Source organism: Flavobacterium sp. ZE23DGlu08, assembly GCF_030505335.1.
GTDB classification, from domain to species: Bacteria; Bacteroidota; Bacteroidia; order Flavobacteriales; family Flavobacteriaceae; genus Flavobacterium; species Flavobacterium algoritolerans.
Window position 1 is genome coordinate 2861834 of record NZ_CP130045.1, and the last position, 17068, is coordinate 2878901.

Genomic DNA, 17068 nt, shown 5'->3' on the forward strand with positions numbered 1-17068 from the left:
AGATTATTGATGTTTGTCTATTAGCTTTTTTGCAATTACATCGCAAACTTCATCAAGCATATTATACACTATTTCAAATCCATTGGGTAAACCAAAATAAGGATCTGGAACATCTACTTTCTCGTTTGGAAATAATTCATCCAAAATGAGTTGGACTTTCTGTTTATGTTCTTGACTTTCGGCAAGTTCAATAACATCGTCGTAATTAGAATTATCCATTACATAGATGTAATCAAATGAATCGAAATCAGATTTGCTGAATTGTCTTCCTTTTTGATCTGAAATGTTTATTTTATTTTTTTTTGCTACAGCAACGGATCGATCATCAGGTTTATGGCCAACATGCCAAGAACCAGTTCCTGCTGAATCAACTTTGAATTTATTTTTTGGGAGCTTTGAGGCCAATATGCCTTCGGCCAAGGGTGATCGGCAAATATTGCCTAAACAAACCATTAAAATTTTCACGGGCATGATGCGTTTACAGCGTTAATTTTTTATTGATATCCTCAACAAATTTCTTGAATTGTTTGTCAGTAGCAACTAAATTATCAACGGTTTTACAGGCGTGTAATACGGTAGCGTGATCTCTGTCCCCAATTTGAGAACCAATATTTGCTAAAGATGCTTTTGTGAATTTTTTTGCAAAAAACATTGCCAATTGTCTGGCCTGAACAACGTGCCTTTTTCTGGTTTTTGATTGTAATGTTTCTAAATCCAATTGGAAATAATCCGAAACAATTTTTTGAATGTAATCGATAGAAATTTCTCGTTTTACATTTTTAACAAATTTTTCTACAACACTTTTAGCAAGTTCAAGTGTAACTTCTTTTTTATTGAATGAAGATTGTGCAATCAAGGAAATGATGGCTCCTTCCAGTTCTCTTACATTGGATTTGATGTTGCGGGCAACATATTCTATTATTTCTTCAGGGATTTCAACACCATCTCTGTACAATATATTTTTTAGGATAGAAATTCTGGTTTCATAATCCGGTTGGTGCAATTCAGCAGACAATCCCCATTTGAAACGAGATAACAATCGTTGTTCAATATCTTGCATGTCAACTGGCGCCTTGTCTGATGTCAAGATTACCTGTTTGCCATTTTGATGTAAATAATTGAAAATATGGAAGAAAACATCCTGCGTTCCAGATTTTCCGGAAAGGAACTGGACATCATCAATAATTAAAACGTCAATTAATTGATAGAAGTGGATGAAATCATTTCGGTTGTTTTTCTTTACCGAGTCAATATATTGTTGTGTGAAAATCTCAGCTGATATGTATAAAACTGTTTTTTCAGGGTATTTGTCTTTTATTTCCACACCAATAGCATGTGCTAAGTGTGTTTTTCCTAGTCCAACTCCTCCAAAAATCAATAGCGGATTAAACGAAGTTCCTCCAGGTTTATTGGCAACAGCCATACCTGCAGAACGCGCTAATCTATTAGAATCACCTTCCAGAAAATTATCAAAACTGTAATTTGCATTCAGTTGAGATTCAATTTTTAAATTTCGGATTCCCGGGATTACAAAAGGATTTTTTAATTCTGGGTTTAAGTTTTTAAATGGAGCATCAACTTCTTGCGGCTTCATAGGAACTCTGTTGGCACTTGGCAATTGCTCCGTAAACGGTTGTTTGTTGCCATAAGTGTTTTCCATTCTGATTTTATAGAGTAACTTTGCGTTTTTACCCAGTTCTTTGGTAAGCGCCACTTTTAATAATTTTACGTAGTGTTCTTCTAGCCATTCGTAGAAAAATTTACTTGGAACTTGAATATATAATGCGTTATCGGTAAGTTCAACTGATTTGATTGGTTCGAACCAAGTTTTGTAAGCTTGATCCTGAATGTTGTCTTTTATGAAAGACAAACAGTTTTCCCATACTGATTGAGCAGTTTTGTTCATATATTCTGTTAAATTATTTTTAATTGGTAATTGTTATCTTACAAAAAAAAAGATGTTTTTTTATTATTTATCGGGGTAACAAATATGTGAACAAATTTCTGTAAAAAAAAATATATTGGACAATAATTTTCCAAATTATTGTTGTAAGGAGCTTTTTAAATTTAAAAATTTTAATACATAATTAATGAAAGATCATCAAATACAAGTTAGGGTACGATACTCCGAAACGGATCAAATGGGCGTTGTTTATCATGGAAATTACATCCCTTATTTTGAGATAGGAAGAGTGGAATGGCTTAGAAACAAAGGGATTTCGTATAAAAGCATGGAGGAAAGTGGAATTGCGCTTCCAATAGTTTCCATGAATATAAATTATAAAAAATCAGCTCGCTACGATGAGTTGCTCACGGTTCATACGATTTTCAAAAGTCAGAGTTCTGTGAAGATAGAATTTGATTGCGCTATTTATAATGAGTCTGATGAGTTATTAACAACTGCCCAATTTATCCTTGTTTTTGTGTCCTTAAAAACAGGTCGTCCTACCGCTCCGCCGGATTATATTTTAGAACTCTTAAAAACAATAGAATAAATTATAAAAACAGCAATTTTGAGTAGAAATTAGAGTCGTTTTATATCGATTTCAAACATTGAATTAAAAATGTCGAATACCATTTCGGCATTTTTTTTTCGAGTTTTTATTTCAATTTTGCCTATCGGAAGTCCTGATTCTTCATTTATTTCCATTTCTTGATTTACAATTTCAAGCTTTTTTTCCTTAATTACCCGCATTACTTTATTCATATTCTTATAATCAAATGTTATTGTAAAATGAATATCTATCGTTTTTTCGACAATTTCACAGGTCTCAAGAACCATTTGTGCGGTTGTTTTATAAGCGGAGATTAATCCTCCAACGCCTAATTTCACGCCACCAAATATTCGAACGACAACAATAAGCACATTGGTTACTGAAAAAGACTGGATTTGTCCATAAATAGGCATTCCTGCACTATTACTAGGTTCGCCATCATCATTTGCTCTATACGTTATAACATCAGCACCTATTTGATAGGCATAACAAAAATGGCCTGCATTAGGGTGTTGTTTTCGTAAGGTTTCGATGATTGGTTTTACGTCATCCTCTGATTGAATAGGAAAGGCATAACCAAAAAATTTACTGTTTTTTTCTTTGAATAATACTGCTGAAGAGGGAAAATCAATAGTGTTGTAGGTGTCTTTAAATTCCAAAAGCTACTTTTCTAAATTATTTTTTTGTCAAATAAATGAACAACATCTTCTTTTCCTACTTGTAAATTCCATACTTGAAATCCTAATGCAAGTGCGGCGTCGGTATTTTCTTTTTTATCATCAATAAACAAAGTGCGTTTTGGCGTTAACTCATGTTTTTTTACTAGGTAATTGAAAATTTCGGCGTCGGGTTTTCGCATGCCTAACTCAAAAGAAAAATAAACTTTTTCAAAACATTGATAAAACTCTCTGTAAAAGGTCATTCCGGCTGTGTGCTGAAATTTATCGATGTGAATTGCATCTGTGTTACTTAGTAAGAACAACCGGTATTTTTGCGAAAGCATTTGTAAAAATTCAAGTCTGTACAATGGAAAATCCAATAAAATGGTATTCCAAGCACTTCTAATCTCGTCTATTGAAGCATTAGGCATGTGTTTCTGGAAGCCTTCAATAAATTGACGCTCAGAAATTTTTCCTTTTTCAAATGATAGATTGAGTTCATCTAAATCCTCAGTCCATTCTTTTAAGCCCAATTTAGTAAAGGCAACAATAGGAGCTTCTTTGTCTAAGTTGATAAAAATATCTCCAAAATCAAAAATTATAGTATTAATCATAGTTTCTAGATAGTATTAATTGATCATTACCAATAGATTGTTTTTTGAACTGGTTTTTAGCAAGATTTGGAGCCTTGGTTCCTTGCTTAAATTCGGTACTTCCAACAAATATTCTAGCTTCGTCCCAAAGATTGGCATCAATAAATGTCTGTAAAGTTTGCCGTCCGCCTTCAATTATAATGGATTGAATTTGATGCTTATATAGCGATTCTATTACTTGTGTTGCTATGTTTTGTTCAAAATCAATATACTCAAAGATACAGTTTTCTTTCTCAATAGATTGTTTCGATTTAGAAAATAGGATTGTTTTAACTTGACTATCAAACACATGATTGTCTTTGGGAATGCGATTATTTTGGTCTAGAACTACTCTAATCGGATTGTTTCCGTACCAATCCCGTGCGTTTAATTTTGGATTGTCATCAATGGCAGTTTGAGTTCCCACCAAAATAGCTTGTTCCTCCGTTCTCCATTTATGTACCAATTGTCTCGAATACTGATTTGTAATCCAGACCGGTTTTTTTTCTGATTTTTCCTTTGGCGCAATAAAACCATCTTGACTTTCGGCCCATTTCAAAATAATATAAGGTCTTTTCTTTTCATGAAATGTAAAAAACCTTTTATTAAGTTCATTGCATTCTTCTTCAAGAATTCCTACGGTTACCTGTATTCCGGCTTCCATTAGTTTTTTGATTCCGTTTCCTGCCACTTTTACATTGGGGTCAACAGTTCCAATAACTACATTTGGAATTTTATTTTTGATTATCAAATCACAACAAGGCGGCGTTTTGCCAAAATGACTGCACGGTTCTAAACTCACATAAATAGTCGCTTTTTTCAATAACGATTTATCTTTTACGGAATTCACAGCGTTTACCTCGGCGTGTGGTTCTCCAGCTTTTTTATGCCAGCCTTCGCCAATGATTTTGTCTTCATAAACAATAACACTGCCTACCAAAGGATTTGGATACGTTGTTCCCAAGCCATTTCTGGCTAATTCGATGCAGCGTCGGATGTATTTTTCATGTATTTTCACAACACAAAAGTAGTTATTTTTGAGTTTAGTCCCAATCCCGTCCCGAAACTTCGGGGTCGGGACGAGATTAGTTTTGAAACTTTCTAAAATAACAATAAACAATTTCTACTTTTGTATATAAAATTAGTTTTTGATAAAAATGGAAAATTACAGCATTAGAAAAATAAAAAAAGAAGACAATCAAGCAGTTGCGCAATTGATAAGAGCCGTTTTTGACGAATTAAATATTCCAAAAGTAGGAACGGCTTATGAAGATCCATATTTGGATTTAATGTTTGAGGAATACAGTAAGCCAAAATCAGTTTATTATGTTGTAGAAAAGGATGGAAAAATCATTGGTTCTGCCGGTGTTGCACCACTTGAAAATGAAGCGGAAACCATCTGTGAACTGCAAAAAATGTATTTTCTGCCGGAAACCAGAGGCTTAGGAATAGGAAGCCAAATGATGGAAAAATGTTTGCAAAGTGCCAAAGATTTTGGTTTTGAAAAATGCTATTTGGAAACAATGCCTTTTATGCTTGATGCTCAAAAACTGTATAAGAAAGTAGGTTTTGAATACATTTGTTCTCCTATGGGAAGCACAGGTCATACCAGTTGTCCAGTTTGGATGTTGAAAACATTATAAGTTATAAATGAAAAACAGCTCTTTTAAAATTAAAGAATACAGAACCCAATTTATTCAGGAACTAACTCCAATTTATGATGCGGGTGAAGCAGAGAGTTTTTTCTATTTAATTTTAGAAGAAAAGCATCAATTGAAAAGAATAGACTTGGCGTTGCATCCTGATTTGGTTTTTTCGGAAGCAGAAATTGTAGTTTGGAATTCGATTTTGGAACAATTGAAACTGGAAATTCCAGTACAATATCTTTTAGGAAAAACGAGTTTTTATGGATTGGATTTTGAAGTCAATGAGAATGTCTTGATTCCAAGACCCGAAACGGAAGAGTTGGTCGAATGGATTTTATCTAATAACCGAATAATCCAAAAGTCTAATCCCGAAACTTCGGGACTAAAGATTCTTGATATTGGAACCGGAAGCGGTTGTATTGCCATTTCATTGGCGAAGAATATTCCAAATGCAGCAGTTTTTGCTATTGATGTTTCTGAAAAGGCTTTGGCTACAGCCAAAAAAAATGCTGAACACAATGCTGTGGAAGTTACTTTTATCAATCAAAACATTCTTGAAACGGAAGATTTAAGGCAACAATTTGATATTATTGTTTCTAATCCGCCGTATGTTCGAAATCTGGAAAAAGAGGAAATTAAGAAAAATGTATTGGACAATGAACCGCATTTGGCGCTTTTTGTAGAAGATAATGATGCGTTGATTTTTTATAAAAAAATAGCCGAATTGGCTCAGAAAAATCTATCTGAAAACGGACAATTGTATTTTGAAATTAATCAATATCTAGGCAAAGAAACGGTTGATTTACTTGAAAAAATGAATTTCAAAAACATCGAATTACGAAAAGATATTTACGGAAATGACAGGATGATTAGTTGTCATTGCAAGGAATGAAGCAATCGCATTTAACTTTGGTTATTGTGTATGCAAAAGTTATGGATTTACGGGGTTTGCGTGAGGGGTAGAAGCAAGTTACCTTGTAACGCGGATGACCCGACCGCATTAAAAAAAGGGGCAACTAACACGTATGATTAGTTAGCCCCTTTTTTTAATGTGGTCACGCCCAAATTTTTTTGAAAAATATTAAATGTGATTGCTTTGTTCGCAATGAAGTTTATTGTTGCAAACTATTCGTATCGCAATGCTTCAATTGGGTCCAGCATAGCTGCTTTTATCGCAGGATATAATCCGGAAGCGATAGCAACCATAAAACTGGTTATGAATGCCGCCATAATTGCGCTCCACGGAATTACAAATGCAAAACTCATGGCAGTTGCAATACCAAAACCAATTAAGATTCCAAAAATTATTCCTACTAATCCGCCCAATTGACCAATAAGTAATGTTTCTATGAAAAACTGAAAGGCAATCGTTGTTTTTTTGGCTCCCAAGGCTTTTCGAACGCCTATTTCCCGTGTGCGTTCCGTTACCGAAACAATCATAATATTCATCAAAGCAATTGAAGATCCAAGAACGGTAATGATACCGATAAGCCACGAGGCAAGTCCAAGATATTTTGTGATTCCAAGGATTCTGTTGATAAGGTCATCACTGCGAACTACGCCAAAATTATTGTCTTTTACCGGGCTTAATTTACGAACGCGGCGCATGGTGCTTGTCGCATTGTCTATCGCTTCATCTAGTAATTCTTTTTTAGAAACCATGACACTCATGGTGTAATTTATGCTTGGCGCAGTAAACATGGAACGGGCCACTTGAATAGGGATTAAAATCCTTAAATCCTGACTATTCCCAAAGGTTGAACCTTTTTCTTTCAGTACTCCGATAACTTTAAATTTGGCTCCTCGAATCGAGATTAGTTTATCAATAGGGTTTACGTCTTTTAATAATCCTTTCTCAAAATCAGAACCTACAATACATACATACGCATTATTATCGATGTCAAATCTGGTAAAATTACGTCCGGAACTAGTTTCTAATCCGGAGTTAGTAACGAAAAATTCATCGACACCAACAACCGTATTTTCGGGATCCGTCTTAGAAGACTCATATTTTACTTCAGCAACAGAAGTTGCGGTAAAAGAAAGCGAAGTTTCGGTAAAAGGATATTTGTATTTGTTTTTGAAAGCAACCGCTTCAGGGTAAGAAATGATTGGATTTATGATTTCTCTTTCTCCGCCACCGCGATTTCGAGTGGTGTTTTCGTATTGATTGATGTTAAAAGTATTGGCTCCCATCGATGCAAAATCAGAGGAAATAGTGTTTTCCAAAGCAGAAACAACAGTAAGAATACTAACTAAAGCTGTGATTCCAATAGCGATAATCAACACAGTAAGAACGGTTCTCAACAATTGTGTCCTGATGGAACCGAATGCAATTCGAATATTTTCTTTGAATAATTTTAACATCATAGCAGTTTGACACGAAAATACAATTTTTGTTACAAATTTCCTTTTCAAAAATCCTAATTTATTTTTTAGGAGCTTTTTCCAGCTTTTCGCTACAACCTGTCAGTGAAAATAATTTGTTTTTAATTGCCTAAAAGGAGCTTCCTTTGGTCGCTCTTTCAGGCAAGAAAACAATATTATTTTTCACTTCCATGTTTTCGCTGCTCTCTGGGCTAGGCATCGGGCAATAAAATGATGAAATTTGTAAACAGATTTATTTTAAAAATAAGATATTTGCAAAGAATTAGAATTTGGAGTTTTTCAAGAATTCCTAAATCTGAAAATCTAAAAATCCAATAATCAAAAAATGGCATCAAAACCGAGCATTCCAAAAGGAACTAGAGATTTTTCACCAACTGAGGTGGCAAAACGTCAATATATCATTCAGATTATAAAAAGTAATTTCGAGAAGTTTGGTTTTCAACCGATAGAAACTCCTTCGTTTGAAAACTCCGAAACTTTAATGGGGAAATACGGAGAAGAAGGCGATCGTTTGATTTTTAAAATATTAAATTCAGGAGATTATTTGGCTAAAGCCAATGCAACTCATTTAGAAAGTAAGGACAGTACTAAATTAACATCAAGTATTTCTGAAAAAGCCTTGCGTTATGACTTAACCGTTCCATTTGCGCGTTATGTGGTGCAACATCAAAACGATATAGAGTTTCCATTTAAAAGATACCAAATTCAACCCGTTTGGAGAGCAGACCGCCCGCAAAAAGGACGTTTCAGAGAATTTTTTCAATGTGATGCTGATGTGGTAGGTTCTAAATCATTGTGGCAGGAAGTAGAATTGGTTCAATTGTATGACACTGTTTTTACCGCTTTAGGTTTAGAAGGGGTAACCATCAAAATCAATAACAGAAAAATATTATCTGGAATTGCGGAAGTGATTGGCGCATCAGATAAATTAATAGATTTCACTGTTGCGTTAGACAAACTCGATAAAATAGGCGAGGACGGCGTGAAAAAAGAAATGATGGAGAAAGGAATTTCGGAAGAAGCAATTCTGAAAGTACAGCCGCTATTTAATTTCACAGGAACTATTTCAGAGAAAATAAACCAACTTTCTGTTTTGCTTGTGGAGTCCAATGAAGGAATGAAAGGAGTTGAAGAACTACGTTTTATTTGTGACAACGTTACGGAACTCGGATTGTCAACAGCAATTTTAGATTTGGATGTGACTTTGGCCAGAGGGCTAAATTATTATACGGGTGCTATTTTTGAAGTGGCTCCGCCAAAATCAGTTTCGATGGGGTCCATTGGCGGTGGCGGACGATATGATGATTTGACCGGAATTTTCGGATTGAAAAATATGAGCGGCGTGGGAATTTCTTTTGGATTGGATCGAATTTATTTGGTTGTCGAAGAATTGAATTTATTTCCTGAAACTGTAACGGCAACTTCTAAAGCGTTGTTTATTAATTACGGCGAAAAAGAAGCTTTTTATGCGATGAAAGCGATAAAAGAATTAAGGAATTCAGGTTTAAAAGTAGAATTGTATCCGGATAATGCGAAAGTGGCGAAGCAGTTCCAACATGCAGATAAAAGGGGAATTCCTTTTGCGGTAATCGTAGGGGAACAGGAAATGGCTTCCAATTCTTTTTCTCTTAAAAATTTAGTGAGCGGAGAACAGACTTCAGTGGATTTTGAAGGTTTGAAAAACGCATTAGTATAGTTCTATTTTAAAAGCATAAAAAAAGCTTCGTCTACTAAACGAAGCTTTTTTTAATATAAAATAATGGTGAATTAATAATTTGTAGGGATTCTTTAGTTTTTCATTTACAGAAAATTAACTGTAAATAATTGAAACAAATTTATGTAAACTATATCGAGATAGTCTTAAAATTATATTAAAATTTTGAGTGGGTAAAATTTGTTTTTAAGAGTGTAAAGTCTAAAAAAAATATAAATTCAATAAAAAGATGACAATTTGACATTTTAAAAGAATTGGCAGTACTTTTGCAATCCAAAGAAAAGAATAAAAATGAAGTTTAAGAATATTTTTAAAAATACAAGTAATATGACTACTGAAAATACAGAAATTGATCAAGAAATAGATGATGTGACATTAGAAAATAATGCAAATGGAGAGCAAATCATTATTGAGGAATTAAGTCTGGAAGAGCAATTGACTCAAGACTTAGCCAAAGAGAAAGATAAGTATTTAAGATTATTTGCTGAATTTGAAAATTACAAACGTAGAACTACAAAAGAGCGTATCGAGTTGTTTAAAACGGCTAATCAAGAAGTTTTGTTAGCGATGCTTCCTGTATTGGATGATTTCGACAGAGCTATGGTTGAGATAAACAAATCAGATGACGAATTGTTGACTAAAGGTGTGGAACTTATCCATGAAAAATTAAAAAGTACTTTAGTTTCTAAAGGACTAGAGCAAGTTGAGGTTAAGGCTGGAGACGCTTTTGATGCTGATTTTGCTGAAGCTATCACTCAAATTCCTGCGCCATCAGATAAGTTGAAAGGTAAAATTGTTGACGTTCTTGAAAAAGGATATAAATTAGGAGACAAGATTATCCGTTTTCCAAAAGTTGTTATAGGGCAGTAATAGATTCGCGATTAATCGCGTATTTATATCACGCGTAGAAGCGCACTGCAGTGCGACTCAACAAAAGAAAAAATAAAAATGAAAAAAGATTTTTACGAAATATTAGGCATTTCAAAAAATGCTGATGCTGCTGAAATTAAAAAAGCATACCGAAAAAACGCACTACAATTTCATCCTGACAAAAATCCTGGAGACAAATCGGCAGAAGATAAATTTAAATTGGCTGCTGAAGCTTACGAAGTATTAAGCGATCCTCAGAAAAAAGCAAAATACGATCAATATGGTCATCAAGCTTTTGATGGTTCTGGCGGTTTTGGCGGAGGTGGTCACGGCGGAATGAATATGGATGACATTTTCAGTCAGTTTGGTGATATTTTCGGAGGCGGTTTTGGTGGTTTCGGAGGCGGTGGCGGCGGCGGTGTTCGTCGTGCTAAAGGAAGCAACCTTCGTATCAAAGTAAAATTGACATTGGAAGAAATTGCGAATGGCGTTGAGAAAAAAGTAAAAGTAAAACGTAAAGTTCAAGCACCTGGAGTTACCTATAAAACATGTTCTACATGTAACGGTCAAGGACAAGTGATGCGCGTTACGAATACCATTTTGGGTAGAATGCAATCTGCCTCTACATGTCCAACATGTAGTGGTTCAGGTCAAATTTTAGACAGAAAACCATCCGAAGCGGATTCACAAGGAATGATTCTTGAAGATGAAACGGTTTCAATAAAAATACCTGCGGGTGTTGTAGACGGAATGCAATTGAAAGTTTCTAATAAAGGAAACGATGCTCCAGGAAACAGTATCCCGGGAGATTTGATTGTTGCTATTGAAGAATTGGAGCATGAATTCTTGAAACGTGAAGGAGAGAATTTACACTACGATTTATACATCAGTTTCGCTGAAGCTGTTCTTGGAATTTCCAAAGACATCGAAGCTATAAACGGAAAAGTAAGAATCAAACTGGAGGAAGGAATTCAATCCGGTAAAATTCTGAGATTAAAAGGAAAAGGAATTCCTAGTATCAATGGGTACGGAAACGGCGATTTATTGGTACATGTAAATGTTTGGACTCCAAAAACACTGAGCAAAGAGCAAAAACAGTTTTTCGAAAAAAATCTTACCGATGAGAATTTTATTCCAAATCCTGAAAAATCAGACAAATCATTTTTTGAGAAAGTGAAAGACATGTTTTCATAATAAAAAGTAGCGATACAATTTATCTAAGCTGTTTTAAATATATTTCCCATCCTTGTTAAAATAAGGATGGGTTTTTTATGAAATCGCCACTAATAATTTGTTTGTTGCAAACAATTGAAAATCATCGAACTCCGATGAAAATAAAATATTGTGAGATAAACACCAATAAATATAAGGCGATAACATATAGGACCTCAAAAAATTAAATGCTACATATATGAAACTATTCTAAGTATTTCGATACTAATTATTTACTTTTACACCAATTAAAAAATGAGCATGAGTGATATTCTTGAAGTGAATAAAGTTGTCAAGCAATACGGTGATTATGTGGCGCTTAACGAGGTTTCATTAATGGTTCCAAAAGGAAGTATCTACGGACTTTTAGGTCCAAATGGAGCCGGAAAAACATCACTTATCCGAATTATAAATCAAATTACATTGCCTGACAGTGGTGAAATTATTTTGGATGGTGAAAAATTACAACCCAAACATGTTCAATATATAGGCTATTTACCGGAAGAAAGAGGATTGTACAACACTATGAAAGTAGGGGAACAATGCTTGTATTTGGCTCAAATGAAAGGACTTTCTAAGGCTGAAGCCAAAAAACAATTGGAGTATTGGTTTGAAAGATTAGAAATTCAAGGTTGGTGGAACAAGAAAATTCAGGAACTTTCTAAAGGAATGGCTCAGAAAATTCAGTTTGTGGTTTGCGTTTTGCACAAACCAAAACTGTTGATTTTTGACGAACCTTTTTCGGGTTTTGATCCTGTAAATGCCAATATTATCAAAGATGAAATCCTTGCCTTGAGAGAGGAAGGAGCTACCATAATTTTCTCCACCCACCGTATGGAAAGCGTAGAAGAATTATGTGATCACATCGCTTTGATTCACAAATCCAATAAATTAATCGAAGGAAAACTGGACGATGTCAAAAGACAATTTAAAACCAATAGTTTTGAAGTGGGTATTTTATCGGAGAATGTAGAAGGGTTGATGTATACTATTACACAAAAATTTACTGTTGGCCCGGCTAATTTTAAATCACTGAACAACGAGTTAAAACTGGAAATTCAACTCGGGAATGCCACGCCAAATGAGTTATTGAATATCTTGACGCAATGCGGCCAGGTAACACACTTTGTAGAGAAAATACCAAGTGTCAATGATATTTTTATTCAAACAGTAACAAAATAGATTTTTAGATTTCTTACATGCTTAGATCGAATCTAAAATCTAAGAAGTCTAAAAGTCTAAGTAGTTTAACCATCTAACCATCTAAAATGTCTATAGTATCATTAATTATAAAAAGAGAGTTTATTGCCAAAGTGCGCAATAAATCTTTTATTGTTATGACTTTTTTAAGTCCGTTACTATTTGTGGGAATCGCCGTTTTTGTAGCATATTTAAGTTCCATGAAAGCTGACACCAAACGAATAGCTATTCATGACGAATCAGGTATGTTTGTAAAGGAATTTACTTCCCAAAACAATAAAGATAAAGCATACAAATATCTTGATTTGTCTTTAATAGATTTAAAATTCCTCAAAGACAGTATTACAAATGAAAGCTACGAAGGATTGTTATACATTCCAAAAGCGAGTAATTCCAAGGATTTTGAAAGTAAAATCCAGTTTATTTCAAATAGCAGTCCCAGTATTTCATTCATTGAAAATGTTCAGGATGTAATTGCAAGTAAACTAACCAAAAATAATTTAGAAAAAGCACATTTAGATACGCTGGCAATTAAAAATGCCCAGTCAAAAGTGAATATCAGCTTGACAAAAGCATCTGGTGAAGAAAGCGTAAAAGGACTTAACGAAATCAAAATCGGGATTGGTGGCGCATTTGGATATCTTATAATGATGTTCATCATCATCTACGGAAACATGGTGATGCGAAGTGTCATCGAAGAAAAAACCAGTCGAATAGTAGAAATTATAATTTCCTCGGTTAAACCATTTCAGTTGATGATGGGGAAAATCATAGGTACTTCATTGGCAGGATTGTTGCAATTCCTTATTTGGGCAATAATCGGAATGTCATTAATGTTTGCAGCCTCCGTTTTTTTTGGTGTAAATGTGGGGCCAACAGCCAGCGTTTCGCCAGAATTGATGCACTCTGCACAGCAAGAAATGACTGGAACTGCGCAAATGTATATTAAGGAATTATGGAATTTACCCATTGCAAGTATCCTTATTGGATTTGTGATTTATTTCATAGGAGGTTATTTTTTATACAGTTCATTTTACGCGGCAATTGGCGCTGCAGTTGATAATCAAACGGATTCACAGCAGTTTCTGTTGCCTATCATTATGCCATTAATGTTGAGTGTTTACGTTGGATTTTTTACGGTTATCAATGATCCGCATGGAACAATAGCAGTCGTTTTTTCAATGATTCCGCTTACCTCACCAATCGTGATGCTGATGCGAATTCCGTTTGGCGTACCTTTGTGGCAAATTGCAATATCGGTAACATTATTATTTGGAACCTTCTTTTTTGTAGTTTGGTTCGCCGCAAAAATATATCGAATAGGAATACTCATGTACGGCAAAAAACCAACCTGGGGTGAAATGTACCGCTGGTTGAAATATTAATAGAAGTTAATTCGTGGATTTGGTTATTTGTTTAACCGATTAACCGAATGAACAATAATCGAATCAAAAAATATGTCAAAAATACTAATCATAGAAGATGAAGCTGCAATTCGAAGAGTACTTACAAAGATACTCACCGAAGAAAACGATACGTATCAAGTTGAAGAAGCCGAAGATGGTGTTGCAGGTTTTGAAAAAATAAAAAACAACGATTACGATTTGGTTTTGTGCGATATCAAAATGCCAAAAATGGACGGCGTTGAGGTGCTGGAAGCGGTAAAAAAAATCAAACCCGAAATTCCTATGGTGATGATCTCTGGTCATGGCGATATGGAAACGGCTATCAATACGATGCGTTTGGGAGCGTTTGATTACATCTCAAAACCACCGGATTTAAACCGATTGTTGAATACGGTTCGAAATGCTTTAGACAAAAAACAACTTGTAGTTGAAAATAAAATTCTGAAGAAAAAAGTCAGCAAGAACTACGAAATGATTGGCGAAAGCGAAGCTATCAATCACATCAAAGTGATGATTGAGAAGGTTGCTCAAACCGAAGCCAGAGTTTTAATCACAGGTCCAAATGGAACAGGAAAAGAGTTGGTTGCGCATCAATTACATGAAAAAAGCGAACGCGCTAATTTCCCTTTAATCGAAGTGAATTGCGCTGCTATTCCGTCTGAATTGATAGAAAGCGAATTATTCGGTCACGTAAAAGGAGCGTTTACATCGGCAGTAAAAGACCGTGCAGGAAAATTTGAAGCTGCTGATAAAGGAACTATTTTCTTGGATGAAATTGGGGATATGAGTCTTTCGGCGCAAGCCAAAGTATTGCGTGCTTTACAAGAAAGTATGATTACCAGAGTGGGAGCAGATAAGGACATCAAAGTTGATGTTCGTGTGGTTGCGGCTACTAATAAAGATTTGAAAAAGGAAATTGCCGAAGGTCGTTTTCGTGAAGATTTATACCATCGTTTGGCAGTAATTTTGATAAAAGTTCCTGCGTTGAATGAAAGACGTGATGACATCCCGATGTTGATTTCACATTTTGCAGATAAAATTGCTTCGGAGCAAGGTAATGCGGTCAAAAAATTCTCTGCAGCAGCGATTAATTTATTGAAGGAATACGATTGGACTGGAAATATCCGTGAATTGAGAAATGTAGTGGAGCGTTTGATTATCCTTGGCGGAAGCGAAATTTCCGAGAATGATGTGAAGTTATTTGCATCGAAATAAAATTAATTTAATGATTAAAAATTAAAAGATTTGGTAATAGTTTAAATCTTTTAATTTTTAATCTTTCAATCATAAGAAATGAAACTAAAAAAAATAAACGAAGACTTACAACAAGCTCTAATTGAAAACGGTTTGACTGAAGCCAATGCGATGCAAAAAGAAACATTTTCGACCATGAAAAGTGGTTCGGATTGTATTGTTATTGCGCCAAAAGGAAGCGGAAAATCGACAACAATTGTGCTGAATGTAATTCAGAGATTGGCAGGCGCAAATGAAGAGTCACCTAGGGCTTTGATTATTGTGGAAGACAAAGCCAAAGTATTAGAAATGGAATCACTTTTTGAAAAATATGGCAAGAATTCTAATTTAGAAGTCTACGGTGTTCATGATAAAGGCGATATGGAATACGATAAAAATTATATTTCCAGCGGAATTGACGTGTTGATTGGGACACCAAATAAGTTAAGTGAAATGTTCACTACTGCCGGTTATAATGTAAACCGATTGAAAATGTTTATCCTTGATGATGCAGATCCAATTTTGAAATTGCGTCATGAAACTAAAATCATGCGTATTTCGAATAGCATTGTGAGAACCCAACGTATTATTTTCTCGGAACAATTCACAGAACGAATTGAAGTCCTTGCTGAAAAAATGTTAGTAGAGCCTTTTGAATTCGATTTTGATGAAGAAGACGAAGATGAGGATGAGGACGAAGATTTCGAAGAGGACGAAAACTTTGAGGCAGATGAAGAGGATGATTTTGAAGAGCAAGAAGGTGATGAAGAAAACGGTAATAAATAATTAAATAAAGAATAAAATGGGATTAATGAAAGTGTTTTCGGGAAGTGAAATTTTAGCTTTAGCGTTGCAAGAGAGAATTGAAGCAATAGGAGTAGATACCGTTTTGAAAAACAACATACAATCAGCTCGATTGGGAGGATTTGGAAATTCAGATTTAGCAGTTGAATTATTCGTTCAGGAAACCGAGTTTGCAAAAGTGAACCCAGTTATTGAGGAATTCAGAATGAGTATTTAAATTTGTATATTTGTTGTTCAAATAACTCTGTAAGATGGACATAGCTGCAAAGAAAAGAGAATTGATGGATTGGTTGCTTCATATTAATGATGAAAGTAAACTAAAAAAAATATTAGCGCTTAAATCTGTTTTAGATAAAGAAGTTGTTGCTCATACTATTAGTGGTTATCCAGTTGACAAAGAAGAATACATTAATATGGTTAAAGAAGCTGATGAACGAATATCTTCGGGCAACTATACAACGATTGAAGATCTAGAAAAAGAAATCGAGAAGTGGTAATATGCAAAAGCCAATTACCATACTTTGGGATAATCAGGCCAAAGCTAATTTGAAATTAATATTTGAATTTATCAAGTTAAAATCTCCTCAAGGAGCAAAAAACGTTATTAGAGATATTGTGGTTCAAAGTAAAAATATTCATTTTGTTGAGCAATATCAAGCGGATGAGTTTTTAGGAGAACCTTATAGAAGAATGATTGTTCGAGATTATAAAATCATTTATAAAATTCATTCTGAAACGGAAATTCGTATTCTTCAAATTTTTGGCACAAGACAAAATCAAAGTAAATTAAAAAATAATTTGTGAATTTT

General features: G+C 34.5%; 19 protein-coding genes. 13 read left to right on the forward strand and 6 right to left on the reverse strand.

What is annotated here, in order from left to right:
• Positions 1-3: 3 nt before the first annotated feature.
• Together Q1W72_RS12595 and dnaA are read right to left on the reverse strand one after the other, a co-directional pair.
• On the reverse strand, positions 4-471 hold the full coding sequence (locus Q1W72_RS12595; RefSeq protein ID WP_099714590.1) for a low molecular weight protein-tyrosine-phosphatase: 468 nt from the start codon (positions 469-471) through the stop codon (positions 4-6).
• A 7-nt stretch (positions 472-478) separates the two neighbouring features.
• Positions 479-1906 carry a chromosomal replication initiator protein DnaA gene (gene dnaA / locus Q1W72_RS12600; protein WP_035674283.1) on the reverse strand — a complete coding sequence of 476 codons (1428 nt, stop codon included), beginning with the start codon at positions 1904-1906 and terminating at the stop codon, positions 479-481.
• Between the two features lie 184 nt (positions 1907-2090).
• Here dnaA and Q1W72_RS12605 point away from each other — a divergent pair, with 184 nt between their 5' ends.
• Positions 2091-2495, forward strand: coding sequence for a thioesterase family protein (locus Q1W72_RS12605; RefSeq protein WP_099714591.1), 405 nt, complete (start codon positions 2091-2093; stop codon positions 2493-2495).
• Between the two features lie 29 nt (positions 2496-2524).
• Here the strand turns inward: Q1W72_RS12605 and Q1W72_RS12610 are convergent, their stop codons facing one another.
• From Q1W72_RS12610 to ribD, 3 genes are read right to left on the reverse strand one after another with little or no spacing between them, the layout of a single operon-like run.
• Positions 2525-3154: a YigZ family protein gene (locus Q1W72_RS12610; protein WP_099714592.1), complete on the reverse strand. Its 630-nt coding sequence runs from the start codon at positions 3152-3154 to the stop codon at positions 2525-2527.
• An 11-nt stretch (positions 3155-3165) separates the two neighbouring features.
• On the reverse strand, positions 3166-3768 hold the full coding sequence (locus Q1W72_RS12615; RefSeq protein ID WP_099714593.1) for an HAD family phosphatase: 603 nt from the start codon (positions 3766-3768) through the stop codon (positions 3166-3168).
• Positions 3761-4804, reverse strand: coding sequence for a bifunctional diaminohydroxyphosphoribosylaminopyrimidine deaminase/5-amino-6-(5-phosphoribosylamino)uracil reductase RibD (ribD, locus tag Q1W72_RS12620; RefSeq protein ID WP_099714594.1), 1044 nt, complete (start codon positions 4802-4804; stop codon positions 3761-3763). Before ribD ends, Q1W72_RS12615 begins: the two co-directional genes overlap by 8 nt.
• A 139-nt stretch (positions 4805-4943) precedes the next feature.
• Between ribD and Q1W72_RS12625 the strand changes: the two genes are divergently transcribed.
• Both Q1W72_RS12625 and prmC read left to right on the forward strand, forming a co-directional pair.
• Positions 4944-5429, forward strand: coding sequence for a GNAT family N-acetyltransferase (locus Q1W72_RS12625; RefSeq protein WP_099714595.1), 486 nt, complete (start codon positions 4944-4946; stop codon positions 5427-5429).
• 7 nt (positions 5430-5436) lie between these two features.
• On the forward strand, positions 5437-6324 hold the full coding sequence (gene prmC, locus Q1W72_RS12630) for a peptide chain release factor N(5)-glutamine methyltransferase (protein ID WP_099714596.1): 888 nt from the start codon (positions 5437-5439) through the stop codon (positions 6322-6324).
• Positions 6325-6557: 233 nt separating this feature from the next.
• On the opposite strand, the gene Q1W72_RS12635 is transcribed toward prmC, so the two are convergent.
• Positions 6558-7802 (reverse strand): ABC transporter permease, encoded by a 1245-nt coding sequence (locus tag Q1W72_RS12635; protein ID WP_199074771.1) that lies wholly within the window; start codon positions 7800-7802, stop codon positions 6558-6560.
• A 343-nt stretch (positions 7803-8145) separates the two neighbouring features.
• On the opposite strand from Q1W72_RS12635, the gene hisS reads away from it, so the two are divergent.
• From hisS to Q1W72_RS12685, 10 genes are all read left to right on the forward strand, one after another.
• Positions 8146-9516 carry a histidine--tRNA ligase gene (gene hisS / locus Q1W72_RS12640; RefSeq protein ID WP_099714598.1) on the forward strand — a complete coding sequence of 457 codons (1371 nt, stop codon included), beginning with the start codon at positions 8146-8148 and terminating at the stop codon, positions 9514-9516.
• Between the two features lie 309 nt (positions 9517-9825).
• A complete protein-coding gene (locus Q1W72_RS12645) occupies positions 9826-10404 on the forward strand; it encodes a nucleotide exchange factor GrpE (RefSeq protein ID WP_099714599.1) in 579 nt (192 codons plus the stop codon).
• A 78-nt stretch (positions 10405-10482) separates the two neighbouring features.
• Complete coding sequence (dnaJ, locus tag Q1W72_RS12650) at positions 10483-11598, forward strand: molecular chaperone DnaJ (protein ID WP_099714600.1); 1116 nt, start codon at positions 10483-10485, stop codon at positions 11596-11598.
• Between the two features lie 279 nt (positions 11599-11877).
• Positions 11878-12798, forward strand: coding sequence for an ABC transporter ATP-binding protein (locus Q1W72_RS12655; RefSeq protein ID WP_099714601.1), 921 nt, complete (start codon positions 11878-11880; stop codon positions 12796-12798).
• Positions 12799-12884: 86 nt separating this feature from the next.
• A complete protein-coding gene (locus Q1W72_RS12660; RefSeq protein ID WP_099714602.1) occupies positions 12885-14201 on the forward strand; it encodes an ABC transporter permease in 1317 nt (438 codons plus the stop codon).
• A gap of 72 nt (positions 14202-14273) precedes the next feature.
• Positions 14274-15437, forward strand: coding sequence for a sigma-54 dependent transcriptional regulator (locus Q1W72_RS12665; RefSeq protein ID WP_099714603.1), 1164 nt, complete (start codon positions 14274-14276; stop codon positions 15435-15437).
• A gap of 78 nt (positions 15438-15515) precedes the next feature.
• Positions 15516-16241, forward strand: coding sequence for a DEAD/DEAH box helicase (locus tag Q1W72_RS12670; protein WP_099714604.1), 726 nt, complete (start codon positions 15516-15518; stop codon positions 16239-16241).
• 16 nt (positions 16242-16257) lie between these two features.
• Positions 16258-16476, forward strand: a complete 219-nt coding sequence (locus Q1W72_RS12675) for a DUF2007 domain-containing protein (protein WP_039110017.1) — start codon at positions 16258-16260, stop codon at positions 16474-16476.
• Positions 16477-16510: 34 nt separating this feature from the next.
• The gene (locus tag Q1W72_RS12680; protein ID WP_099714605.1) at positions 16511-16756 is read left to right on the forward strand and encodes a hypothetical protein; all 246 of its coding nucleotides are present in this window, start codon (positions 16511-16513) and stop codon (positions 16754-16756) included.
• Between the two features lies 1 nt (position 16757).
• On the forward strand, positions 16758-17063 hold the full coding sequence (locus Q1W72_RS12685) for a type II toxin-antitoxin system RelE/ParE family toxin (RefSeq protein ID WP_099714606.1): 306 nt from the start codon (positions 16758-16760) through the stop codon (positions 17061-17063).
• Positions 17064-17068: the final 5 nt, after the last annotated feature.

Coding starts and splice junctions, on each gene's coding strand:
- Q1W72_RS12595 (WP_099714590.1), bottom strand. CDS start 471: ATGCCCGTGAAAATTTTAATGGTTTGTTTAGGCAATATTTGCCGATCA.
- dnaA (WP_035674283.1), bottom strand. CDS start 1,906: ATGAACAAAACTGCTCAATCAGTATGGGAAAACTGTTTGTCTTTCATA.
- Q1W72_RS12605 (WP_099714591.1), top strand. CDS start 2,091: ATGAAAGATCATCAAATACAAGTTAGGGTACGATACTCCGAAACGGAT.
- Q1W72_RS12615 (WP_099714593.1), bottom strand. CDS start 3,768: ATGATTAATACTATAATTTTTGATTTTGGAGATATTTTTATCAACTTA.
- Q1W72_RS12625 (WP_099714595.1), top strand. CDS start 4,944: ATGGAAAATTACAGCATTAGAAAAATAAAAAAAGAAGACAATCAAGCA.
- prmC (WP_099714596.1), top strand. CDS start 5,437: ATGAAAAACAGCTCTTTTAAAATTAAAGAATACAGAACCCAATTTATT.
- Q1W72_RS12635 (WP_199074771.1), bottom strand. CDS start 7,802: ATGATGTTAAAATTATTCAAAGAAAATATTCGAATTGCATTCGGTTCC.
- hisS (WP_099714598.1), top strand. CDS start 8,146: ATGGCATCAAAACCGAGCATTCCAAAAGGAACTAGAGATTTTTCACCA.
- Q1W72_RS12645 (WP_099714599.1), top strand. CDS start 9,826: ATGAAGTTTAAGAATATTTTTAAAAATACAAGTAATATGACTACTGAA.
- dnaJ (WP_099714600.1), top strand. CDS start 10,483: ATGAAAAAAGATTTTTACGAAATATTAGGCATTTCAAAAAATGCTGAT.
- Q1W72_RS12655 (WP_099714601.1), top strand. CDS start 11,878: ATGAGTGATATTCTTGAAGTGAATAAAGTTGTCAAGCAATACGGTGAT.
- Q1W72_RS12660 (WP_099714602.1), top strand. CDS start 12,885: ATGTCTATAGTATCATTAATTATAAAAAGAGAGTTTATTGCCAAAGTG.
- Q1W72_RS12665 (WP_099714603.1), top strand. CDS start 14,274: ATGTCAAAAATACTAATCATAGAAGATGAAGCTGCAATTCGAAGAGTA.
- Q1W72_RS12670 (WP_099714604.1), top strand. CDS start 15,516: ATGAAACTAAAAAAAATAAACGAAGACTTACAACAAGCTCTAATTGAA.
- Q1W72_RS12675 (WP_039110017.1), top strand. CDS start 16,258: ATGGGATTAATGAAAGTGTTTTCGGGAAGTGAAATTTTAGCTTTAGCG.
- Q1W72_RS12680 (WP_099714605.1), top strand. CDS start 16,511: ATGGACATAGCTGCAAAGAAAAGAGAATTGATGGATTGGTTGCTTCAT.
- Q1W72_RS12685 (WP_099714606.1), top strand. CDS start 16,758: ATGCAAAAGCCAATTACCATACTTTGGGATAATCAGGCCAAAGCTAAT.